The following is a 20,543-nucleotide window of genomic DNA, read 5'->3' as shown; positions in this document are numbered from 1 at the left end:
TGCGATTTTCCGCAATTTCCGCATGCATTGGCCACGCCTAGAGCGGAGCCATGCAAGCCGTCCTCTGGCGCCGCTATGGCGCCCCCGAAACCCTCACCCTCGGCAATGCGCCAAAACCCCTCCCCGGCCCGGGCGAGATCCGCATCCGCGTCCATGCCACCACCGTCACCTCCGGTGATGCGCGGTTGCGCGGCTGCCGGGGCGCGGGGCTCTTCTGGCTGCCGCTGCGCCTCGTCTTCGGCCTGTTCCGCCCGCGCCACCCGGTGCCCGGCATGGAGTTCGCCGGCGTGGTGGAGGCGCTGGGCGCGGGCGTGGCCGGCTTCGCCCCGGGCGAGCGCGTCTTTGGCCTGGCGCTGCGCGGTGCCCATGCCGAATACCTGACCATGCCCGAGACCGGCTGCGTCGCCCGCCAGCCCGCGGGGCTGAGCCATGCCGAGGCGGCCGCCCTGCCCTTCGGCGGGCTGAGCGCGCTGGTCTTCCTGCGCGACGTGGCGCAGGCCAGGACCGGCGAGCGCCTGGTGGTGCATGGCGCGGCGGGTGCCGTGGGGGTGCATCTGGTGCAGATGGCGCGGCATTTCGGCCTCACAGTCACGGCGGTGGCCTCCGCCCGCCACGACGCCCTGCTGCGCGCCCTCGGTGCCCATCAGGTGCTGGACCGCGCGACCCGGGATTTCACCGAAGGCGCGGCGCGCCAGGACATCGTGCTGGATGCGGTGGGCGGCACCCGCTTCGGCCGCGTGCGCCGCGTGCTCAACCCGCGCGGGCGGCATGTCTTCGTGAATTTCGGCGCGCGCGAATTGGCGCTGATGCTCTGGACGCGCCTGCGCCCCGGCCCGCGCGTCCTTTGCGGCCATGCGCCCGGCCGCCAGACCGACCTGCTCGCCCTGCGCGACCTTGTCGAGCAGGGCGCGATCCGCCCCGTGATCGGCCGGCGCATGCCGCTCAGCGACATCGTCGCGGCGCATGCGCTGGTGGATTCCGGGCGCAAGCAGGGCGCCCTGGTGCTGGAGGTTATTCCGGCCGGATGCCCGCACCCCGCATGACGGCGGCGTAGCGCGCCATGTCGCTGCGGACGAAGCCCATGATCTGCTCGGGCGTGTTGAGGTCGGGCATGGGCATCACCGCCTGCTCGGCCAGCCGCTGCGCGACCTGGCGCTGCGCCATGGCGAAGGCGCCGTTCAGCGCCGCCACCACCGGCGCGGGCGTGCGCGAGGGCGCCATGGCGATGATCCAGGCATCCACCGCGAATTCCGGCATGCCAAGCTCCGAGGCGGAAGGCACGTCAGGCAGGGTCGGCGCGCGCTCCGCGCCCGCCACGACCAGCGCGCGCACATTGCCGCCGCGGATATGGCCGAGCGCCGAGGCGATGGGGTCCACCGTGAACAGCGCCTCACCCGTGATCACGCCCTGCATGGCCGGCCCGCCGCCCCGGTAATGCACCGGCGCGATGTCGAGGCGATTGACCGCGCGGAACATCTCGCCGCCCAGATGCACCGCCGTGCCGATGCCGGCGGAGGCGAAGTGGTAGCGCCCCGGATTGGCGCGGATCAGGGCCAGAAGCTCGGCCAGGTTCTGCGCCGGCAGGCGCGGATTGACGCAGAGCACCTGCGGCACGCGGCCGCACATGCTGACCCCCGCGAAATCCGCCACGGGGTCGAAGGGCATGCGCGCCACCAGCGCGGGCGCGATGGCGTGCCCATTGCTGTGGACGATGATGGTGTGGCCATCGGGCGTGGACTTCGCCACGAAATCCGTGCCGACGAGGCCCGCCGCCCCGCCCGGGCGGTTCTCCACCACCAGGGGCTGGCCGATGATCTGCGAGACGGGCTCGGCCATGATGCGGGCCACCACATCGGTGGTGCCGCCCGGCGCATAGGGCACGACGACGCGGATCGGCCGGTCGGGCCGCCAGGCGGCTTGCGCGCGGGCGATGCCGGGGGGAGCAAGAAGGGGGACGGCGAGAAGGCTGGCGGCGGTGAACAGGTGGCGGCGTTGCATGGTCGTCTCCCGGGATCGGCGCCGGTTGCCCCGGCTCTCCGGCGGAGCTTGGCGCGTCCCGCGCGGGTGGGAAAGGGGCAGGCTTCCCCCGATGGGGCACCCCGATGGGACAGAAGCGCGATTCCTGTTAAGCTCCGTCAGGTCCGAAGCATCCCCCTCGGGCCACGACAGGCATGATGGCGCGCATGAACAGCACCTCACCGCAATTCAAGGAAAATGCCCGCAAGGCGATGGCCGATGCCGGGCTGCAAAAGGCGCTCGGCACCGCCAAGGGCGCCTTCCTGCAGCGCCGCGCCAATGCGGTGGCGAACCTGCCGGAGTTCGAGCAGCTCAGGAACACGGCGCGCGACATCAAGAACCACACGCTGGCGAATCTCGACTTCTACCTGGAAAAATTCGCCGAGAACGTCGAGCGCGCGGGCGGCCATGTGCATTGGTGCAGCACGGCCGAGGAAGCGCGCGCGACGGTGCTGGAGATCTGCCGCAAGGCGAACGCCAAGACCGTCACCAAGGGCAAGTCCATCATCTCGGAGGAGATGGGGATCAACCATCACCTGGAAGAGCACGGCATCACGCCGGTCGAGACCGACCTCGGCGAATACATCATCCAGCTGCGCGGCGAGATCCCGTCCCACATCATCGCGCCGGCCTTCCATCTGAACCGTGAGGATTGGGAGGCGGATTTCCGCCGCGCCCATACCGACCTCGACCCCGACCGCGTCTTCCATGAGCGGCGCGACATCCTCACCGAGGCGCGCACCCGGCTGCGCCAGAAATTCCTCGCCGCCGATGTCGGCATCACCGGCGCCAATTTCCTGATCGCCGAGACCGGCTCCAGCGTCATCGTCACCAACGAGGGCAACGGGGACCTCACGCAGACCCTGCCGCGCGTGCACATCGCGCTCGCCTCCATCGAGAAGGTGGTGCCGACGCTCGAGGATGCGACGAGCCTGCTGCGCGTGCTGGCGCGCTCGGCCACCGGGCAGGATTTCTCGGTCTACACCACCTTCTCCACCGGGGTGCGCCGCAAGGGCGATCTGGACGGGCCGGAGGAATATCATGTGGTGCTGCTGGACAATGGCCGCTCCAACATGATCGGCACCGAGTTCCAGGAGATGCTGCGCTGCATCCGCTGCGCCGCCTGCATGAACCATTGCCCGGTCTATGGCACCACGGGCGGGCATGCCTATGGCTGGGTCTATCCCGGCCCCATGGGCAGCGTGCTGACGCCGAGCCTGATTGGCGTGAAGGAGGCGGGCCACCTGCCCAATGCCAGCACCTTCTGCGGCCGCTGCGAAAGCGTCTGCCCGGTGAAGATCCCGCTGCCCAAGCTCATGCGCCATTGGCGCGAGCGCGAGTTCGAGCGGCATCTGCAGCCCTCCGGCGTGCGCACCGGCCTCGGCGTCTGGGCCTGGTTCGCCAAGCGGCCGGGGATGTACCGCCTTGCCTCGCGCTGGGGGATCGGCGCGCTGGGCTGGCTCGGCCGCAAGAAGGGCGCCTTCAGGTCGCTGCCGCTGGCCGGCGGCTGGACCGAAGGGCGCGACCTGCCCGTGCCGCAGGGCCGCACCTTCATGGATGAATATGCGAAGCGCCAGCGTGCGGGAGCCGGCCGATGAGCAAGGAGGCCATCCTCGGCGCCATCCGGCGCGGCCTGAAGCGCGGCCCCCTGCCAGCCGACCAGCGTGCCATGCTGGAAGGGCGGCTCGCCACCCATCCGCGCCACCTCATCCCGGCACGCTCGCGCGTCGCGCGGCCCGAGCAGATCGCGCTCTTCATCCGCAATGTGGAGAAGGAATTCGGCAGCGTCGCCCGCGTGCCGAACTTCGCCGCCATCCCGCAGGCGGTGGCCGATTATCTCGCCGCGCAGAACCTGCCCGCCCGCTTCGCCATGGCGCCGCACCCCGAACTCAAGCGCATCAAATGGGCGGATCACCCGATGCTCGAGGTGGAAATCCGCGAAGGCCAGCCGACCGACCTCGTCAGCCTGCAGCACGGCTATGCCGGCGTGGCCGAGACCGGGACGCTGATGCTCCCCTCCGAGGCGGGCCGCCCCACCACGCTGAACCTCCTGCCCGACACCGAGATGGTGGTCCTGCGCGCGAGCCGGATCGTCGGCGCCTATGAGGAAGCCTGGGACCTGCTGCGCGAGGAGCGGCGCGACAAGCTGACCGGCGGCTTCATGCCGCGCAACATCATGTGGGTCACCGGCCCCTCGCGCAGCGCCGATATCGAGCAGACGCTCGAGCTCGGCGCGCATGGTCCGAGGGCCTTGCACATCCTCCTCGTGGATGACGACCCCGCGGCGAAGGCGTGAAGCGCCGCCGCGGCCTCACGGCCGAGGACAAGGCGGTCTGGGCCGCCGTGGCGCGCACCATCCGCCCGCTGCCGGGGCGCGAGATGCCCGAGGCGCCGCCCTCGGTCACCATCACGCCCCCGCCCCGCGCCGCCGAACCACCGCCGCCCCCGCCCAAGCCGCGCCTGCCGCCGCCCGAGATCAGCGTCGGCGCCCAGCCCTCGGGGCTGGATGCCAAGCGCTGGCGCGATTTGCGGCGCGGCACGATGCGGCCCGAGCGCAAACTCGACCTGCACGGCATGACGGCCGCCCGCGCCCACCAGGCGGTCGAGAACTTCCTGCGCATGTGCCACGCGGATGGCACACGCGTGGTCTGCATCGTGACCGGCAAGGGCAGCAGCACGGAGGGTGGCGTGCTGCGCCGCGAATTGCCGCATTGGCTGAACGCGCCGCATCTGCGCCCGCTGATCCTGGGAGCCGCGCATCCGCACAAGGCCAATGCGGGCGCCGTGCATCTGCTGCTGCGCAGGGTGAAGTGACGCGCGGCCTCCCGCCCTCAGCCGAAGGTGATTCCGGTTTCCCGGATCAGGCGTGACACCGCCGCTCGTTCCCGCGTGAGCCGCTGGGTGAAGGCGTCCATGTCCGCCAGCACCGCCTCCGCCCCCATCTGCGCGAGGCGCGTCCGCACCTCCGGGTCGGAGGTCGCGGCGTTCAACGCCGCCTCCAGCCGCCGGCGGATCGGCTCCGGCGTGCCGCTGCGGCAGAGGATGCCGTTCCAGCTGGTCTGGTCGAAGCCGGGAAAGCCCTGCTCGGCGATGGTGGGAACGCCCTCGATGCCGCCACGCCGCGCGCTCGTGATCGCCACCGCGAAGGCCCGGCCGCCATCCACCACCGGCTTGATCGAACTCACGGTGAGAATGCCGACCGGCAGGGTCCCGGCCGCGATATCCCGCGCGACCTCCGCCCCCCCGCGATAGGGCGCGTGCTCCAGCCGCACGCCCGCCTGATGGGCCAGCAGCACGCCGGTCAGATGCCCCGGCGTGCCGATCCCGGGCGATCCATAGGCCAGCCCATCCCGCCGCGCGGCCGCGATGACGCCCGGCAGGTCACGGATGCCTGACGCGGCGGAGGTGGCAACGACGTAGGGCGCCTCCGCCACCAGTCCGATCGTGGCGAAGTCGCGCTCATAATCGAAGGGCGTGCCGCGATGGATGAACTGCGCGATGACGAAGGAGACCGCATCGAACAACAGCGTGTATCCATCGGCCGGCGCCTGCGCGACCTGCCCGGCGGCCAGCGTGCCGCCTGCCCCGCCGCGATTGTCGATGATGATGTTCTGCCCGAGGGCGGCGGACATCCGGGGCTGGATCAGCCGGGCCATGGTGTCCGAGTTGCCGCCCGCCGCGAAGGCGACGACCATGCGGATCGGGCGGCTGGGATAGCCCTGCTGGGCGAAGGCCGCGGGTGCGGCGAGCGAGGAACCGAGCGTGGCCAGGCCACGGCGCGTCAGGACAGGTTGCACGTTCACATCCTCCCGGGCGCCGAGGCTAGCAGCCGCCGGTCCTCCATCCAACACGGAAGACGCCTCCTGGACCGCTGGCCGAAACGCCCCTCCCTGGCCCACGGCCGGCTTGACGAGGCCGGGAGCTTCCCGCCATGGCTCGCGGCGGTCCCGTGACCGGCAAGGCCCTCCATGACGCCGTTCGGAAAGAGACTCCGCGAACTCCGCGAGCAGCACGGCATCTCGCTGACCGAGCTCGCCACCGCGCTGCATGTCTCCCCCGCCTATCTCTCGGCGCTGGAGCACGGCAAGCGCGGCCGCCCCTCGGCCGGGCTGATCCACCAGGTGAACGAGCATTTCGGCCTGATCTGGGACGATGCCGAGGAACTGGTGCGCCTGGCGCGCCTCTCCCATCCGCGCGTGGTGGTGGACACGGCCGGGCTTTCCCCCATGGCCACGGAACTGGCCAATCGCCTCGCCCGGACCATCCGGGACCTGCCGGAGGCACGGGTCGCCGCCCTCCTTGCCCTTCTCGAAAGCCCCCCAGATTAGAGGTCGCTCACTTGCCCTCCCCCCGGGCCGTGGCTAGGGTCTGGCGTCATTCGGCAGTGCAGCAAAGCCAGTCAGGAAAGAAGGCGCAACCGGCCATGAAGCTCCTCGTCCCGGTCAAGCGGGTGGTTGATTACAACGTCAAGGTCCGCGTGAAGGCGGACAATACGGGCGTTGAGACGGCCAACGTGAAGATGTCCATGAACCCCTTCGACGAAATCGCCGTCGAGGAAGCGGTCCGCCTCAAGGAAAAGGGCATCGCCACCGAGATCATCGCGGTCTCGGCCGGCCCGGCCGCCGCGGCCGAGCAGATCCGCACCGCGCTCGCCATGGGCGCCGATCGGGGCATCCTGGTCGAGCATGACGGCACGCTCGAGCCGATCGCCGTCGCCAAGATCCTGAAGGCGATCATCGCCAAGGAATCGCCCGACCTCGTCATCCTCGGCAAGCAGGCCATCGACGACGACATGAACGCCACCGGCCAGATGCTGGCGGCCCTGATGGGCTGGCCGCAGGGCACCTTCGCCAGCAAGGTCGAGGTCGAGGGCGCGTCGATCCTCGTCACGCGCGAGGTGGATGGCGGCCTGGAGACGGTGAAGCTGACGCTGCCCGCCATCGTGACGGCCGACCTCCGCCTGAACGAGCCGCGCTACGCCTCGCTGCCCAACATCATGAAGGCGCGCAAGAAGACCATCGATACCGTGAAGCCCGCCGATCTCGGCGTGGACCCGACGCCGCGCCTGACGGTGCTGCGCGTGGAGGAGCCGGGCAAGCGCCAGGCCGGCGCCAAGGTGAGCTCGATCCAGGAGCTGGTGCAGAAGCTCCGCAACGAAGCGAAGGTGATCTGAGATGGCTGTCCTCCTTCTCGCCGACCACGACGGCCGCGCCGTCTCGCAGCCCACGCGCAGCGCCGTGGCCGCCTGCGGCAAGCTGGGCGAAGTCCATGTGCTGGTGCTGGGTGAGGGTGCCGCCGCCGCGGCGCCCGCCGCCGCCGCCATGCCCGGTGTCGCCAAGGTCCTCCTCTGCGAGGATGCGTCCCTCGCCAACCGCCTCGCCGAGCCGCTGGCCGCCCTGCTGGTGCAGCTCGCGCCCGGCTACAGCCACCTGGCCGCGCCCGCTTCCGCCGCCGGCAAGAACGTGATGCCGCGCGTGGCCGCCCTGCTCGACGTGCAGCCGATCAGCGACGTCTCGGGCGTGGTGGATGCCGACACCTTCGTGCGCCCCATCTATGCCGGCAATGCGCTGGCCACGGTGAAGAGCAGCGACGCGAAGAAGGTGATGACCATCCGCGCCGCCAGCTTCGACCCGGTGCCCGCCACGGGCGGCAGCGCCGCCATTGAGGCCGTCGCCGCCGCCGCGAACCCCGGCACGTCGAGCTTCGTCGGCGCCGAGGTGAGCAAGAGCGAGCGCCCGGAACTCACCGCCGCCAAGGTCGTCGTCTCCGGCGGCCGCGCCATGGGCTCGGCCGAGAACTTCCACCTGATCGAGAAGGTGGCGGATCTGCTGGGCGCCGCCGTCGGCGCCTCGCGCGCCGCGGTGGATGCGGGCTATGCGCCCAACGACCACCAGGTGGGCCAGACCGGCAAGATCGTGGCGCCGGATCTCTACATCGCCGTCGGCATCTCGGGCGCGATCCAGCATCTCGCCGGCATGAAGGACAGCAAGATCATCGTCGCCATCAACAAGGATGAAGAGGCGCCGATCTTCCAGGTCGCGGATTACGGGCTGGTCGCCGATCTCTTCAAGGCGCTGCCGGAATTCGAGGCCGAACTCGGCAAGCCCGCCTGATGTCGGTCCGCATCGCCAGCAGCGCCGACATGCCGGACGCGCTGCTCGACATCCCCGAGATCGCCTCGGTCGGCATCATCGGCGCGGGGCAGATGGGCAATGGCATCGCCCATGTCTGTTCGCTGGCGGGCCTTCCGGTCGCGATGGTGGACATCAGCCCGGCGGCGCTCGACAAGGCGCTCGCCACCATCGCGCGCAACATGGAGCGCCAGATCGGCCGCAAGCTGATCACGCCCGAGCAGCGCGACGCGGCGCTTGGGCTGATCACCACCAGCACCGATTATGCGAGCTTCGGCGGCACGGATTTCGTGATCGAGGCGGCGACCGAGAAGGAAGCCGTCAAGCACGAGGTCTTCAAGGCGCTGGTGCCGCACCTCAAGCCCTCCGCCATGGTGGCGTCGAACACCAGCAGCATCTCGATCACGCGTCTCGGCGCCGGCACCGACCGGCCTGAGAAGTTCATCGGCATGCACTTCATGAATCCCGTGCCGATCATGAAGCTGGTGGAGATCATCCGCGGCATCGCCACCGACGAGCCGACCTTCCGCGCGGTGGATGCGCTGGCCAAGCGCCTGGGCAAGCAGACCGCGACGAGCGAGGACTTCCCCGCCTTCATCGTGAACCGCATCCTGGTCCCGATGATCAACGAGGCGGTCTATGCCCTGTATGAGGGCGTGGGCGACATCCGCTCCATCGACACGGCCATGCGCCTCGGCGCGAACCACCCGATGGGCCCGCTGGAGCTGGCGGATTTCATCGGCCTCGACACCTGCCTTTCCATCATGCAGGTGCTCTATGACGGGCTGTCGGACAGCAAGTACCGCCCCTGCCCGCTCCTGGTGAAATACGTGGAAGCCGGCTGGTATGGCCGCAAGACGGGCCGCGGCTTCTACGACTACAGCCAGGACCCGCCGGTCCCCACGCGCTAGCGCCGTCTGATGCGGTCGAGCATGGCCGCGTAGGCCGCGAGGAAGCGCTGCGGCGCCTCCTCCGGCGCATTCCAGGGCAACGAGACGCGGATGCCATGGCCCGCCTCCGCCCCGAATCCCATCGCCCGCAGCACGGGCGAGGCGGTGACCTTCCCCGACGAACAGGCCGCCCCCGCCGAAACCCGCACCCCCGCGAGGTCGAGCGCGATGACCTGCGTCTCCGCCGGCACCCCCGGCAGCACGGCCAGCGTGGTGTTGGGCAGGCGCGGCGCCGCCTGCCCCGCGATGATGATGCCCGCATCAAGCGCCCGCAGCCCCACCTCGATCGCCTCGCGCAGCGCCGCGATGCGCGGCGCGTCGTAGCTTTCCTCCAACGCGCCGCCGAGGGCCGCGATGGCCGGCAGCGGCTCGGTCCCGCCACGCCGCCCGCGCTCCTGCCCGCCACCCGCGATCAGCGCCGGCAGATGCAGCCCCGGGGCCAGGATCAGCGCCCCCGCCCCGGGCGCGCCGCCCAGCTTGTGGCCGGAGAGGGCCACGCTCGCCGCCCCCCAGCCGGCGAGGTCCATCGCCATGCGCCCGGCGGCCTGCACCGCATCCACATGCAGGAGCGCGCCATGGGCGCGGCAGAGCGCTGCAACCTCGCCCAGCGGGTGCAGCACACCCGTCTCGTTGTTGGCGGCCATCACGCAGACCAGCGCCGGCCCGCCCGCGGCCAGCGCCGCCTCCAGCGCCGCGAGGTCGAGCGTGCCATCCGCCAGCACCGGCAGGATCTCGGCGCCGGGTGCCGCGGCCTGCACCGCCGGGTGCTCGGTGGCGCCCACCAGGATGCGGCGGCCGGCGCCAAGGCCATGGAGGGCCACCGCATTGGCCTCGGTGCCGCCCGAGGTGAAGACGACATCGCCCGGCGCCACGCCGAAACGGGTGGCGACCGCCCGCCTGGCCGCCTCCACCGCGCGGCGCGCGGTGCGCCCGCCGCCATGGATGGAGGAGGGATTGCCCCCACCCTCCAGCGCGGCCAGCAGCGCGGTCCGCGCGGCGGGGCGCAGCGGTTCGGTGGCATTGGCGTCGAGGTCGAGGGGCACGGTCATGGCCGTGCCCTTTCCCGCCGGATCAGGCGCGCGTCAATTCCGCGGCCTTCTCGGCCTGGGCGGGCGCCACGGCACGGCCCAGCACACGGCCCTGCACGACATCCTGCAGCGAGAGGCCGTCGAGGAAGAGGCGGATCTGCTCGCCCAGCTCGGCCCAGAGGTCATGCGTGATGCAGCGCCGGCCCGCAATGCAGCCGGGCGCGCCATCCTCGCAGCGGGTCGCGCGGATCGGCTCGTCCACCGCGTCCACGATGGCGGAGATGCTGATCTGCTCGGCCGGGCGCGCGAGGCGATAGCCGCCCCCCGGCCCGCGGGCCGAGGCGACCAGGCCCGCGCGGCGCAGCGGGCCGAAGAGCTGCTCGAGATAGGCAAGGGAGAGCATCTGCGCGGCCGCGATCTCCGCCAGGCTGACGGGCGGCGTCGATTTCGCGGCGGGCGGCTTGGGCGCACGATCCTGCCGGGCCGCCAATTCCACCATCGCCATCACGGCGTATCGGCCGCGCGTTGACAGGCGCATGGCCTGCACTCCTTCCTCAAACCGCATCGGGCGCCGTCCACGACCGGAATCGCGGAGGGGCGCCTGAGGCGGAGCGCCGCTTCGCGGTCGCGATTTTCACGGGATGTCCCGATGCCGACGGGCAGTCTGCATCAAAAAACCGGGGCGCGGGAAAGATTCCGCATGCGAATTGGCGCGCCATGCGCTGGCACGGACCCAGCCATGCAATTCGCTGTGTGAATCCATTATGAAACGCAACCGCGAATGCGTATGATGCCGCCGTCGCGCCGGAGTGAGCCGGAACGACTCTTGAAGCGATTGTTTTTCCGGCCGAAATTTGAAAAATCGGGCGGGGCCATGCATGGATCGGCATGCCGGGGCATTCACCGGCGGGCAAGATGGTGCAGGCGGTGGCAGCGCGCGTCAAGCGTGCATGCCATGGCAGAACTTCGCGTCAGGATCGCCCAAGCGGGCCTGCTGCTGCCCGTCTGCCCTGCCCTCCTCCTGCCCCATCCGGTGCCGGGGGGCCGGGCAGGCAGACGGGCAGCGGCCAGGTCAGTTGCGGGGCATTGGCCGCATATTCGGCAGCATGACGGGCTCCCCCGGCCCGGCCGTGCCGCCCAACCGAAGAAACGGACACAAGGACACGATGCCTGAAGTCATGTTCGCCGGGCCCGATGGCCGCCTCGAAGGCCGCTATCACCACGCCAAGCGCCCCAACGCCCCCGTCGCGCTGCTGCTCCATCCCCACCCGCTGCATGGCGGGACGATGAACAACCGCGTGGTCCACAGCCTCTACGGCAAGTTCCAGGCGATGGGCTTCTCGGTCCTCCGCTTCAACTTCCGTGGCGTCGGCAAGAGCCAGGGCCGCTACGACGGCGGCATCGGCGAGATCAGCGACGCCGCGGCGGCGCTCGATTTCCTGCAGACGGTGAACCCCAACGCCTCGATGCTCTGGGCCGCCGGGTATTCCTTCGGCTCCTATGTCGGCATGCAGTTGCTGATGCGCCGGCCCGAGATGGGCGGCTTCATCTCCATCAGCGCGCCGGCCAGCCATTATGATTTCGGCTTCCTCGCCCCCTGCCCCTGCTCGGGCTTGATCCTGCATGGCGAGGAGGATGAGCTGGTTCCGGTGAACAGCGTGCAGAAGCTGGTGGACAAGCTGAACACCCAGAAGGGCGTCACCATCGACTACCGCACCATCCCCAATGCCGGCCATGTCTTCACGCCGGAGCAGGTGGAAACCATCAGCGGCATGGCCGAGGACCACGTCCTCTCCGTGCTGAACCGCAGCCGGATGGCGCTCGCCGCCGACTGAGACCTGGCCTCGTCCCCCTTCCAGCCGGCCCCGCACCCGCGGTGGCCGGCTTTTTCTTGACCGGATGCCCCGATGACGACCCGCCGCAGCCTGCTTGCCGCCCCCGCCCTGCTGGCCCTTCCGCCCCAGCCTCAGGCCCAGGCCCAAGGGGAAACCTGGCGGCCCGATCGCCCGCTCACCATGATCGTCGCCTTCGCGGCCGGTGGCGGCACCGACCTCGCGGCCCGCACCATCGCCCGGTTCATGGAGCGCGACCTCGGCCAGTCCGTGGTGGTGATGAACCGCCCCGGCGCGGGCGGCGAGATCGGCTTCACCGAACTCGCCCGGGCGCGGCCGGATGGGCTGACGATCGGCTTCATCAACACGCCCCACATCGTGACCCTGCCGATCGAGCGCCGCACGCGCTTCCGGCTCGAGGATTTCACGCTGATCGGCAACATCGTGGACGATCCGGGCGGCATCTGGGTGCGCGCCGATTCGCCGATCAACGATTTCGCCGCCCTGCTCGCCGCCGCCCGCGCCCAGCCCGAGACCATCGGCTATGGCACCACCGGCGTCGGCTCCGATGACCACCTGGCCATGCTGGCGCTGGAGCGGAAATCCGGCGCGCGCTTCCTGCACGTGCCCTTCGGCGGCTCGGCCCAGGTCAAGCAGAACCTCATGTCCCGCGCGATTCCCGTGGCCGTGATGAACGTGGCCGAGGGCATCGCCGAGATGCGCCAGGGCGTGCTGAAGCCGCTGGCGCAGATGGGCACCAGCCGCTGGGCGCCGCTGGCCGAGGTGCCGACGCTGCGCGAACTGGGCTTCGACGTGGTGGAGGGCTCGATGCGCGGCATGGCCGCGCCGGCCGGCCTGCCGCCCGAGGTGCAGGCGCGCCTCGCCCTCTCGGTGCAGCGCACCGTGGCCGACAGCGATTTCCAGGCCGCCGCCACGCAGCAGAACCTGCCGCTGCGCTTCCTGGCGCCCCCGGAATACCTGGCCGAGCTCACCGCGCTCCGGCGGAACTACCAGGCGCTGTGGGACCAGCATCCCTGGCGCGAATAGGCGCGCGGGCGGTGTTCACCGGCGGGTAATCTCGCGCGCCTAGGCTGCGGCTCCCTGAGTTTCGCCGGAGCCCCGCCGACCGATGATCCGCCGCGCCCTCGAAGGCCTTTCCGTCCGTATCCTGCTGGGCTTCTCGCTGGGGCTCCTCGCGATGCTCGCCCTTGGCTTCGCCACGGAACTCCTGATGCGCGCCTGGGCCCGCCACAACGAGGCGGCACGCATCGTCCAGATGGCCGAGGCGGGGCGGGAGCTGTTTCGCGCCGCCGCGGCACTCCGGCTGGAACGCGGCGAGACCATGACCGCGCTGGCCGGCCCCGCGCCGGACCCGGAGGGCACGCGCATCCGCCCGCGCCGCGCCGAGGCGGAGGCGGCAAGCACCATCGCCGCCACCGCGCTGCGCGCCTCGGGCCTCACCGCCGAGGCGGCGCGGCTGGAGCAGGGCCGCGGCCAAATCGAGGGGCTGCGCGCCGCCGTGGATGCCGCCCTGCGCCTGCCGCGCGACCAGCGCCCGCAGGACCTCTCGCGCCGCTGGGCGGAGGGCAGCCTGTCGCATGTGAACACGCTGCTCGCCATCACCGAGGCGGTGGAGGATCTCGCCCTGGGGAACGACCCGGCGGTGGACCGGCTGATCGCCATGCGCCGCGCCGGCTGGGTGCTCCGCAGCGCCGTGGGCGACGTGGCGCTGGCCATCTCCTCGGCGCTCAGCGCCGGCCGGGGCTGGACGCCGGAGGAGGCCATGGCCGCGCTGCGGGCCCAGGGCCTGATTGATGCCGCATGGGCGCAGCTCGAACGCGCCGCCCCCGCCGGCCCGCCCGAATTGCGGGCAGCGATGGGCACCGCCGCGCCCATGGTGACCGGCGCCCTGGCCACCGCCCGGCCGCCTCTGATGCAGACCCTGCTGCGCGGCCAGCGGGCGGAGATGGAGCAGGCCGCCTTCCGCGACCCCCAGGTCGCCGGCCTCGCCAGCGTGAACACCGTGCCCAATGCCGCCTTCGATGCCCTGGTGGCGCATGCCCGCGCCAGCAAGGCGCAGGCCGCCTGGGGCCTGTTCGGCGGCCTCGCCCTGCTGGCTCTGGCGCTGCTGCTGGCGGCGGGCGGGCTGATCGCCACGCAGCGCCTGGTGCTGCGCCCGCTGGCCCGCGCCACCGCGGCGATGGACCGCCTCGCCGCGCGCGACCTCGCCGTCGAGATCCCGGACCAGGAGCGCGCGAATGAGATCGGCGCCATCGCCCGCGCCGTGCAGCACTTCAAGGACGGGCTGATCGAGGGCGAGCGCCTGGCCGCCGAGCAGGCCGCGAGCCAGGCCGCCCGCCTCGCCCGCGCCGAGACGCTGAGCCGCGCGACCGACGGCTTCGAGGCGCGGGTCGGCGAACTGGTCGGCGCGCTGGCCGCCGCCGCGACGCAGCTGGAGGCCAATGCCGCCGCCATGACCGGCACGGCCGAGCAGAGCCAGGCCGAGGCCGGCGCCATCGCCCGCGCCGCCGAAAGCAGCCGCGGCTGCATCGAGAGCGTGGCGGCCGGCGCGGAGGAACTCACCGCCTCCATCGGCGAGATCACGCGCCAGGTGCTGCAGTCCCGCAGCGTCGTGGATGCCGCCGTGGCCGAGAGCCACCGCACCGACGGCGTGGTGCGGGAGCTGGCCGCCGGTGCCACGCGCATCACCGAGGTGGTGACGCTGATCCGCCAGATCGCCGCGCAGACCAACCTGCTGGCGCTCAACGCGACGATCGAGGCCGCCCGCGCGGGCGAGGCCGGCAAGGGCTTCGCCGTCGTCGCCGGCGAGGTGAAGACCCTGGCCGAGCAGACGGCCAAGGCGACGGAGGAGATCGCCTCGCAGATCGGCCAGATCCAGGCCGCGACGACGGATGCGGTGACCGCGATCCGCGGCGTCGCCGGCACGGTGACGCAGGTGAGCGAGATCACCGCCGCCATCGCCGCCTCGGTCGAGCGGCAGGAGGGGGCGACGCGCGCCATCAGCGGCCATGTGCAGGAAGTGGCCACCGGCACGCGCGCGGTGACCGACAGCATCGGCGCCGTGAGCGGCCTCGCCGCCGCCACCGGCAGCGCGGCGGGCCAGGTGCACGAGGCGGCGGGCGAATTGTCGCGCTACGCGGCCTCGACCCAGGCGGAGCTGGGCCGCTTCCTCGCGGAGGTGAAGGCCGCCTGAGGCCGGATCAGGGCCCGCCCACGCGGATCAGGCATTCGGGCGTGAGCTCCGCCAGCGAGTTCACGCCGAGCAGCGCCATGTTGCGCTCCAGCTCACCCAGCAGAAGCGAGATGGCGCGGTCCACGCCCTCGCGCCCGGCCACGGCCGCCGCATGCAGCATGGGGCGACCGACGAAGACGAAGTCGGCGCCCAGCGCCAGCGCCTTCATCACATCGGTCCCGCGCCGGATGCCGCCATCCAGCATCACCGTGATGTTGGGCGCCGCCGCCTTGATCTCGGGCAGCACGCGCAAGGGCGCCGAGGTGCCGTCCAGCTGGCGCCCGCCATGGTTGCTGACGATGACGCCGTCCGCCCCCTCGGCCGCGGCGCGGGCCGCATCCTCGGGGTGCATCACGCCCTTCACGATCAGCCAGCCCGGCCAGCGCCGGCGGATCAGCGCCAGATGTTCCCAGTTCAGGTGATCCCGCGCGGTGAAGTCGCGCAGCACGTTGCTGGCGAGGATGGGCGCGCCGCGCTCGGCGAAGCTGTTCTCGAAATGCGGCATGCCGTGCAGGCGCCACGTCTTGAGGAAGGTGTTGATGGACCACATCGGGTGCGTGATGCCGTCCAGCGCCAGCCGCAGCGAGGGGCGCAGCGGCGTGGAGAAGCCGTTGCGGACATTGTTCTCGCGGTTGGGCAGCACCGCCGTGTCCACCGTCAGAAGCAGCGTGCCGAAGCCCGCCGCCGCCACGCGGTCCACCAGCGCCTCGACGCGCGTGGCATCGCCCGGGAGATAGGCCTGGAACCAGGTGTCCGGGTTGGCCGCGATGACCTCCTCCATCCGGATCAGTGAGGAGCCGGAGAGGATCATCGGGATATTGGCGGCCTTCGCGCCCTCGGTCAGCACGATGTCGCCGCGATAGGCGGCGAGCGCGGAAAGGCCCATGGGCGCGATGCCGAAGGGGGCGGCCCATTCGCGGTTGAAGATGGTGGCCTTGGTGCTGCGCTGGGAGACATCCCGCAGCACGCGCGGCACGAAGCCGTATTCGGTGAAGGCCCGCGCGCTATCGGCCAGGGCCGCATTGCGCTCGGTGGCGCCGGCGACGTAGCCGAAGATGGGGCGCGGCAGATGGCGCCGCGACATGGTCTCGAAATCATCGAGGCAAAGGGCGCGTTGGGCGATGCGGGTGCTCATGCCGCGATTTTGTAACGTCTCATCCGCCGCGCGCCAAATCCGCCCCTCACGGCGCGTGATGCGCGATCCAGTGCCGCGCGATGTCCCCCCGCCGGCAGACCCAGACCTGCGGCTGCGTCGCCACCCAGTCGAGCAGCTTCGCCAGCCCCGCCGCGCGCCCCGGATGGGCGATGATGCGGTTGTGCAGGCCCACGCTGAGCATGCGCCCCTTCGGTTCTGTCAGCAGAAGCTCCACGGCCCCCTTGATGTATTGGAAGAACTCCTCGCCCGTGGTCAGCGCGGTGCGCTGGAAGCGCACGTCATTATGCGCGAGGTTGTAGGGCAGGATGAGGCGCGGCGTGCCGCGCAGGTCGCGCCAATAGGGCAGCTCGTCGTCATAGGCGTCGCTGTCATAGAGGTAGCCGGCCTCGGCCAGCAGGCGGCGCGTGTGCAGGCTCGGCGCATAGCGCGTGTACCAGCCGAGCGGCGGCGTGCCGATCATGCGCGTGATGATGGCGGTGGCTTCCGCGATGCGCGCGCGCTCCTCCGCCTCCTCCATGCCGATATGCATCTCCCAGCGCAGGCCGTGGCCATCCACGTCCCAGCCGGCCTCGCGCATGGCGGCCGCCGCCTGCGGCGTGCGCTCCAGCGCGCGCGCCACGGCGAAGACGGTGCAGGGCAGGCCGCGCTCGGTGAAGAGGCGATGCAGCCGCCAGAAGCCGACGCGGCTGCCATATTGGAACATGCTCTCGGCCGCGAGGTCGCGGCCCTTCACCGGCGCCGTGCTGCCCTCGGTCAGCGCGTTCTCGCTGCGCGGGTCGCCATCCGGGAAGCTCTCCTCGCCGCCCTCCTCATGGTTGATGACGAAGTTGAGCGCGAGCTTGGCGCCGTTGGGCCAGCGCGGGTCGGGCGGGTTGCGGCCATAGCCCTCGAAATCGCGCATCACGCCTCCGAACCGGGGATGATGCCCGCCGGCAGGCCGGCCACATATTCCGCCAGCTCGCCCGGCCGCGTCACCCAAAGCTTGTCCTGATGCGCCATCACATGCCGGAGCGCCTGGCGCAGCGGGCGCAGCCGGTGCGGCTGGCCCAGGATGAAGGGGTGCAGCACGATGCTGCACACCAGCGGGCGCTTTTCCGAGAGGCGCAGCATCTCGTCGAACTGGTCGGTGATCATCTCGGCGAATTCGCGCGCGCTGTGCTGGCGGGCGATCAGCGCCGGGCTGTCATTCAGCTCCACCGAATAGGGCACGGAGAGAATCTTCCCCGCACGCGTCTTCATCCAGAAGGGCTGGTCATCCGCCGGCCAGTCCATAACGTAGGTGAAGCCCGCCTCCTGCAGCAGGTCGGGCGTCACGCTGCTCTGCGCGATATAGGGGCCGAGCCAGCCCTTGGGCGCCACACCCGCATGGCGCGCCAGCACGTCGCGGCTTTCCTCGATCAGCCGGCGCTCATCCTCCTCCCAGAGGATGTCCTGCCGTTCGGAATTGCTGCGGCCATGGCCGATGAACTCGTCGCCCCGCGCCCGCAGGGCGGGGCCGATCTCGGGGCAAGCCTCCAGCGCCGCGGAATTGATGTTGTGCGCGGCAGGGATCCCCAGCTCATCCAGCGTCTCCAGCATGTTCCAGAGGCCGACGCGGTTGCCGTAATCGCGCCAGGCATAGCTGCGCTGGTTCTGCACCGGGCTGAGGCTCGTGCTGTCCGAGCCGAGGCCGGCGCGGAAGGCGAAATGCTCGATGTTGTTGACGACGAGCAGCGCGAGGCGCCTGCCGCCGGGCCAGTCATAGACCGGGCGGTTCGGGATCGCGCTGTGCGCGTAGCGGTGATGAGCCGGGAGTTTCATGGCCGGGATGCTCGCCCGCCCCGCGCGCCCTTTCAAGCGGGGTGATTGCCCATCGCGCCCGCGCGACCGAACATGCGCGCAACACGAGGGAGGACGGCATGGAACGCGGATGGGATTGGCTCGGCGCCGAGGGCGCGCTCGCGGCCTGGCAGGCGCTGTGCGACGCGGATGAAACGCTCCGCCACCGCCTGCCCGGCGCCGAGGGGCGCTTCGCCGTGGTGCAGCCCGGCCGCGCCGTCACGCTGGATTTCCGCGACGGCCGCGTGACGCTGGCCGAGGGCGGCGAGGCGCCCACGGTGTTCGCCGCCAGCGCCGCCAGCTGGGGCCGCTTCCTCCAGCCCGTCCCCGCGCGCCACCACCAGAACCTGCTCGCCATGCGGATGCGCGTGGCGGATTTCTCGGCCGAGGGCGACCAGCTCGCCTGGGCGCAGCATGTCCACCTCATCCGCCGCGTGCTCGACCTCGGCCGCTGGCTGGCGCGCGGCGGGAGCGGGCCTGCGCCCGCCTCGCTCCGCCCGCGCCTCGGCACGCCCACCCCACGCCCGCCCGCGCAGGGCCGCTACGTCACGGTGCGCGCCCAGGGGCGGGATTTCGTCCTCTATGGCGAGAGCAGCGGCACGGGCCGGCCCATCCTCGGCATGCACACGGCCGGCGCGGACTCGCGCCAGTTCCACCGGCTGATGAGCGAGCCGCGCCTCGCCCAGGCCGGCTATGCGCTCACCACTTTCGACCTGCCGGGCCATGGCCGCTCGCCCGCCATCATCGAGCCCGGCGCCTGGCGCCTCACCACCGATCTCTATGCAGAGCTGATCCTGGGTTTCCGCGAGGCCTGGGGCTTCACCGAGAACCCCGTGCTGCTCGGCGCCTCCATGTCCGGCGAGATCTGCCTGGAGATCGCGCTGCGCGCGCCCGAGCGCTTCGCGCATATCGTGGCCTGCGAATCCTCCGAGCATATCGAGGGCCGCCGCACGCCCTTCCCGGATCATCCGCGCGTGAATGCCGCGATCTTCACGCCCGAATGGATCGAGGGGCTGATGGCGCCGCAATCGCCGGCCGAATGCGCGGCCGAGATCTGGTGGCACTACAGCCAGGGCGGCTGCGGCACCTTCCCCGGCGACATCCATTTCTATTCGGGCGACTGGGATGCGCGGGACCGCGTGCACCGCATTGATACGGGCCGCTGCCCGCTCACCATGCTCACCGGCGAATACGACTATTCCTGCACGGCCGAGCACTCGGCCGAGACGGCGGCGAAGATCAAGGGCGCCCGCTTCGCCATGATGCCGGGCATCGGCCACTTCCCCTTCGCCGAGAACCCGGCCCTCTTCACGGACCACCTGCTCGCGGCGTTGGGCGGGAACGGCGCTACTCGATCTTGATGCCGGCGGCGCGGATGATCGGCGCCCAGCGCGCATATTCCTCGCGCACGAAGCGGTCGGTCGTGGGCGCGTCCATCCAGATGGATTCACTGCCCAGGTCGCGCAGGCGGCCCTGCATGGCGGGCGCCTCCATCACCTCCTTCGAGACGGCGGACATGCGCTCGACGATCTGCGGCGGCGTGCCGCGCGGCGCGAAGAGCCCGGTCCAGGAGCGCACGGCGTAGTCGGGGACGCCGCCCTCGCTCACCGTCGGCAGGTCGGGGCGGAGCGCCACGCGCTCGGCCGTGCAGACGGCGATGACGCGCACCCGCCCGGCCTCGGCCGGCGGGATCACGGTGGGCAGGTTCATGAAGGCGAGCTGGATGGTGCCCGCGATCAGGTCGCTCAGCACCGGGCCGCCGCCGCGATAGGGCACATGCGTCATGTCGAGCCCCGTGCGCATGCGGAACAGCTCGCCCGCGAGGTGGTTGGAGGAGCCGACGCCCGAGGAACCGAAGCTCATGCCGCCCCGCATGCCGCGGATATGCGCGATCAGCTCGGGCACGTTGCGCACCGGCAGCGAGGGATGGACGGCGACCACATTGGGCACGTCCACCCACATGGCCATGCCGTGGAAGGCCTCGCGCACGTCATAGTTCATCTCGCCCGAGACGAGCGGGTGGAAGACATGGTTGGAGGCGGAGGAGACGAAGAGCGTCTGCCCATCCGGCCGCGCCCGCATGGCGGCCCCCATGCCGACGGAGCCGCCGCCGCCCGGGCGGTTGTCCACCAGGAAGGGCTGGCCGAGCCGCGCCTCGAACTGAGGCGAGAAGAGCCGCGCCGTCACGTCGTTCGAGCCGCCCGGCGCCCAGGGGACGATCATCGTCACCGGCCGCGTCGGCCAGCCCTCCTGCGCGCGCGCGAGGCGCGGCGCTGCGAGGAGCGGGGCGGCGAGAAGCGGGGTGGCGAGCAGGCTGCGGCGGCGCATGGTCTTGGTCCTCCAATGCGGGCCGCTATAG

At 71.3% G+C, this 20,543-nt stretch carries 20 protein-coding genes; 12 read left to right on the top strand and 8 right to left on the bottom strand.

Annotated features, from left to right (window positions below; translation table 11 throughout):
- Window positions 1-50: 50 nt before the first annotated feature.
- The gene (locus tag R9Z33_RS04540) at window positions 51-1,043 is read left to right on the top strand and encodes an NAD(P)-dependent alcohol dehydrogenase (RefSeq protein ID WP_318650117.1); all 993 of its coding nucleotides are present in this window, start codon (window positions 51-53) and stop codon (window positions 1,041-1,043) included.
- On the opposite strand, the gene R9Z33_RS04535 is transcribed toward R9Z33_RS04540, so the two are convergent.
- Window positions 1,012-1,998 (bottom strand): Bug family tripartite tricarboxylate transporter substrate binding protein, encoded by a 987-nt coding sequence (locus R9Z33_RS04535; protein ID WP_318650116.1) that lies wholly within the window; start codon window positions 1,996-1,998, stop codon window positions 1,012-1,014. The two genes, R9Z33_RS04540 and R9Z33_RS04535, sit on opposite strands and share 32 nt — an antisense overlap.
- A gap of 185 nt (window positions 1,999-2,183) precedes the next feature.
- On the opposite strand from R9Z33_RS04535, the gene R9Z33_RS04530 reads away from it, so the two are divergent.
- The 3 genes from R9Z33_RS04530 to R9Z33_RS04520 are packed head-to-tail and all read left to right on the top strand — an operon-like array spanning window position 2,184 to window position 4,830.
- Window positions 2,184-3,614, top strand: a complete 1,431-nt coding sequence (locus R9Z33_RS04530; RefSeq protein WP_318650115.1) for a LutB/LldF family L-lactate oxidation iron-sulfur protein — start codon at window positions 2,184-2,186, stop codon at window positions 3,612-3,614.
- A complete protein-coding gene (locus R9Z33_RS04525; RefSeq protein ID WP_318650114.1) occupies window positions 3,611-4,312 on the top strand; it encodes a LutC/YkgG family protein in 702 nt (233 codons plus the stop codon). The genes R9Z33_RS04530 and R9Z33_RS04525 overlap by 4 nt, the downstream gene beginning before the upstream one ends.
- Window positions 4,309-4,830, top strand: a complete 522-nt coding sequence (locus R9Z33_RS04520) for a Smr/MutS family protein (RefSeq protein ID WP_318650113.1) — start codon at window positions 4,309-4,311, stop codon at window positions 4,828-4,830. The genes R9Z33_RS04525 and R9Z33_RS04520 overlap by 4 nt, the downstream gene beginning before the upstream one ends.
- A 17-nt stretch (window positions 4,831-4,847) precedes the next feature.
- On the opposite strand, the gene R9Z33_RS04515 is transcribed toward R9Z33_RS04520, so the two are convergent.
- Window positions 4,848-5,813 carry a Bug family tripartite tricarboxylate transporter substrate binding protein gene (locus R9Z33_RS04515; protein WP_318650112.1) on the bottom strand — a complete coding sequence of 322 codons (966 nt, stop codon included), beginning with the start codon at window positions 5,811-5,813 and terminating at the stop codon, window positions 4,848-4,850.
- Window positions 5,814-5,984: 171 nt separating this feature from the next.
- Here R9Z33_RS04515 and R9Z33_RS04510 point away from each other — a divergent pair, with 171 nt between their 5' ends.
- The 4 genes from R9Z33_RS04510 (at window position 5,985) to R9Z33_RS04495 (ending at window position 9,058) form a co-directional block, all read left to right on the top strand.
- Window positions 5,985-6,344: a helix-turn-helix domain-containing protein gene (locus R9Z33_RS04510; protein ID WP_318650111.1), complete on the top strand. Its 360-nt coding sequence runs from the start codon at window positions 5,985-5,987 to the stop codon at window positions 6,342-6,344.
- Window positions 6,345-6,439: 95 nt separating this feature from the next.
- Window positions 6,440-7,189: an electron transfer flavoprotein subunit beta/FixA family protein gene (locus R9Z33_RS04505; protein ID WP_318650110.1), complete on the top strand. Its 750-nt coding sequence runs from the start codon at window positions 6,440-6,442 to the stop codon at window positions 7,187-7,189.
- Window position 7,190: 1 nt separating this feature from the next.
- Window positions 7,191-8,129, top strand: coding sequence for an electron transfer flavoprotein subunit alpha/FixB family protein (locus tag R9Z33_RS04500; RefSeq protein ID WP_318650109.1), 939 nt, complete (start codon window positions 7,191-7,193; stop codon window positions 8,127-8,129).
- Entirely contained in the window at window positions 8,129-9,058 is a 930-nt protein-coding gene (locus R9Z33_RS04495) for a 3-hydroxybutyryl-CoA dehydrogenase (protein WP_404830653.1), read from the top strand. The genes R9Z33_RS04500 and R9Z33_RS04495 overlap by 1 nt, the downstream gene beginning before the upstream one ends.
- Here the strand turns inward: R9Z33_RS04495 and R9Z33_RS04490 are convergent.
- Together R9Z33_RS04490 and R9Z33_RS04485 are read right to left on the bottom strand one after the other, a co-directional pair.
- Window positions 9,055-10,146, bottom strand: a complete 1,092-nt coding sequence (locus R9Z33_RS04490; RefSeq protein ID WP_318650108.1) for a cysteine desulfurase family protein — start codon at window positions 10,144-10,146, stop codon at window positions 9,055-9,057. The genes R9Z33_RS04495 and R9Z33_RS04490 overlap by 4 nt on opposite strands.
- A 22-nt stretch (window positions 10,147-10,168) precedes the next feature.
- Window positions 10,169-10,663, bottom strand: a complete 495-nt coding sequence (locus R9Z33_RS04485; protein ID WP_318650107.1) for an Rrf2 family transcriptional regulator — start codon at window positions 10,661-10,663, stop codon at window positions 10,169-10,171.
- Between the two features lie 628 nt (window positions 10,664-11,291).
- On the opposite strand from R9Z33_RS04485, the gene R9Z33_RS04480 reads away from it, so the two are divergent.
- The 3 genes from R9Z33_RS04480 (at window position 11,292) to R9Z33_RS04470 (ending at window position 15,171) form a co-directional block, all read left to right on the top strand.
- The gene (locus R9Z33_RS04480) at window positions 11,292-11,960 is read left to right on the top strand and encodes an alpha/beta hydrolase (protein ID WP_318650106.1); all 669 of its coding nucleotides are present in this window, start codon (window positions 11,292-11,294) and stop codon (window positions 11,958-11,960) included.
- Between the two features lie 72 nt (window positions 11,961-12,032).
- Window positions 12,033-13,004 (top strand): tripartite tricarboxylate transporter substrate binding protein, encoded by a 972-nt coding sequence (locus R9Z33_RS04475; RefSeq protein ID WP_318650105.1) that lies wholly within the window; start codon window positions 12,033-12,035, stop codon window positions 13,002-13,004.
- Between the two features lie 82 nt (window positions 13,005-13,086).
- Window positions 13,087-15,171: a methyl-accepting chemotaxis protein gene (locus R9Z33_RS04470; protein ID WP_318650104.1), complete on the top strand. Its 2,085-nt coding sequence runs from the start codon at window positions 13,087-13,089 to the stop codon at window positions 15,169-15,171.
- A gap of 7 nt (window positions 15,172-15,178) precedes the next feature.
- Here the strand turns inward: R9Z33_RS04470 and R9Z33_RS04465 are convergent, their stop codons facing one another.
- The 3 genes from R9Z33_RS04465 to R9Z33_RS04455 are packed head-to-tail and all read right to left on the bottom strand — an operon-like array spanning window position 15,179 to window position 18,166.
- The gene (locus tag R9Z33_RS04465; RefSeq protein ID WP_318650103.1) at window positions 15,179-16,345 is read right to left on the bottom strand and encodes an alpha-hydroxy acid oxidase; all 1,167 of its coding nucleotides are present in this window, start codon (window positions 16,343-16,345) and stop codon (window positions 15,179-15,181) included.
- Window positions 16,346-16,391: 46 nt separating this feature from the next.
- Complete coding sequence (locus R9Z33_RS04460) at window positions 16,392-17,267, bottom strand: polysaccharide deacetylase family protein (RefSeq protein ID WP_318650102.1); 876 nt, start codon at window positions 17,265-17,267, stop codon at window positions 16,392-16,394.
- The gene (locus tag R9Z33_RS04455; RefSeq protein WP_318650101.1) at window positions 17,267-18,166 is read right to left on the bottom strand and encodes a polysaccharide deacetylase family protein; all 900 of its coding nucleotides are present in this window, start codon (window positions 18,164-18,166) and stop codon (window positions 17,267-17,269) included. Before R9Z33_RS04455 ends, R9Z33_RS04460 begins: the two co-directional genes overlap by 1 nt.
- 98 nt (window positions 18,167-18,264) lie before the next feature.
- Here R9Z33_RS04455 and R9Z33_RS04450 point away from each other — a divergent pair, with 98 nt between their 5' ends.
- Window positions 18,265-19,545, top strand: a complete 1,281-nt coding sequence (locus R9Z33_RS04450; protein ID WP_318650100.1) for an alpha/beta fold hydrolase — start codon at window positions 18,265-18,267, stop codon at window positions 19,543-19,545.
- Here R9Z33_RS04450 and R9Z33_RS04445 read toward each other — a convergent pair.
- Entirely contained in the window at window positions 19,532-20,512 is a 981-nt protein-coding gene (locus tag R9Z33_RS04445) for a Bug family tripartite tricarboxylate transporter substrate binding protein (RefSeq protein WP_318650099.1), read from the bottom strand. The genes R9Z33_RS04450 and R9Z33_RS04445 overlap by 14 nt on opposite strands.
- Window positions 20,513-20,543 lie beyond the last annotated feature (31 nt).

It is taken from the genome of Sediminicoccus rosea (assembly GCF_033547095.1).
Lineage (GTDB): Bacteria > Pseudomonadota > Alphaproteobacteria > Acetobacterales > Acetobacteraceae > Roseococcus > Roseococcus rosea.
The sequence above is the reverse complement of the archived record's forward strand: the minus strand, read 5'-3'. Positions and strand labels throughout refer to the sequence as shown.

Bases quoted from the DNA above. Each gene is read 5' to 3' on its own strand.
- R9Z33_RS04540 (WP_318650117.1), top strand. From the start codon at position 51: ATGCAAGCCGTCCTCTGGCGCCGCTATGGCGCCCCCGAAACCCTCACC.
- R9Z33_RS04535 (WP_318650116.1), bottom strand. From the start codon at position 1,998: ATGCAACGCCGCCACCTGTTCACCGCCGCCAGCCTTCTCGCCGTCCCC.
- R9Z33_RS04530 (WP_318650115.1), top strand. From the start codon at position 2,184: ATGAACAGCACCTCACCGCAATTCAAGGAAAATGCCCGCAAGGCGATG.
- R9Z33_RS04525 (WP_318650114.1), top strand. From the start codon at position 3,611: ATGAGCAAGGAGGCCATCCTCGGCGCCATCCGGCGCGGCCTGAAGCGC.
- R9Z33_RS04510 (WP_318650111.1), top strand. From the start codon at position 5,985: ATGACGCCGTTCGGAAAGAGACTCCGCGAACTCCGCGAGCAGCACGGC.
- R9Z33_RS04505 (WP_318650110.1), top strand. From the start codon at position 6,440: ATGAAGCTCCTCGTCCCGGTCAAGCGGGTGGTTGATTACAACGTCAAG.
- R9Z33_RS04500 (WP_318650109.1), top strand. From the start codon at position 7,191: ATGGCTGTCCTCCTTCTCGCCGACCACGACGGCCGCGCCGTCTCGCAG.
- R9Z33_RS04495 (WP_404830653.1), top strand. From the start codon at position 8,129: ATGTCGGTCCGCATCGCCAGCAGCGCCGACATGCCGGACGCGCTGCTC.
- R9Z33_RS04490 (WP_318650108.1), bottom strand. From the start codon at position 10,146: ATGACCGTGCCCCTCGACCTCGACGCCAATGCCACCGAACCGCTGCGC.
- R9Z33_RS04485 (WP_318650107.1), bottom strand. From the start codon at position 10,663: ATGCGCCTGTCAACGCGCGGCCGATACGCCGTGATGGCGATGGTGGAA.
- R9Z33_RS04480 (WP_318650106.1), top strand. From the start codon at position 11,292: ATGCCTGAAGTCATGTTCGCCGGGCCCGATGGCCGCCTCGAAGGCCGC.
- R9Z33_RS04475 (WP_318650105.1), top strand. From the start codon at position 12,033: ATGACGACCCGCCGCAGCCTGCTTGCCGCCCCCGCCCTGCTGGCCCTT.
- R9Z33_RS04470 (WP_318650104.1), top strand. From the start codon at position 13,087: ATGATCCGCCGCGCCCTCGAAGGCCTTTCCGTCCGTATCCTGCTGGGC.
- R9Z33_RS04465 (WP_318650103.1), bottom strand. From the start codon at position 16,345: ATGAGCACCCGCATCGCCCAACGCGCCCTTTGCCTCGATGATTTCGAG.
- R9Z33_RS04460 (WP_318650102.1), bottom strand. From the start codon at position 17,267: ATGCGCGATTTCGAGGGCTATGGCCGCAACCCGCCCGACCCGCGCTGG.
- R9Z33_RS04455 (WP_318650101.1), bottom strand. From the start codon at position 18,166: ATGAAACTCCCGGCTCATCACCGCTACGCGCACAGCGCGATCCCGAAC.
- R9Z33_RS04450 (WP_318650100.1), top strand. From the start codon at position 18,265: ATGGAACGCGGATGGGATTGGCTCGGCGCCGAGGGCGCGCTCGCGGCC.
- R9Z33_RS04445 (WP_318650099.1), bottom strand. From the start codon at position 20,512: ATGCGCCGCCGCAGCCTGCTCGCCACCCCGCTTCTCGCCGCCCCGCTC.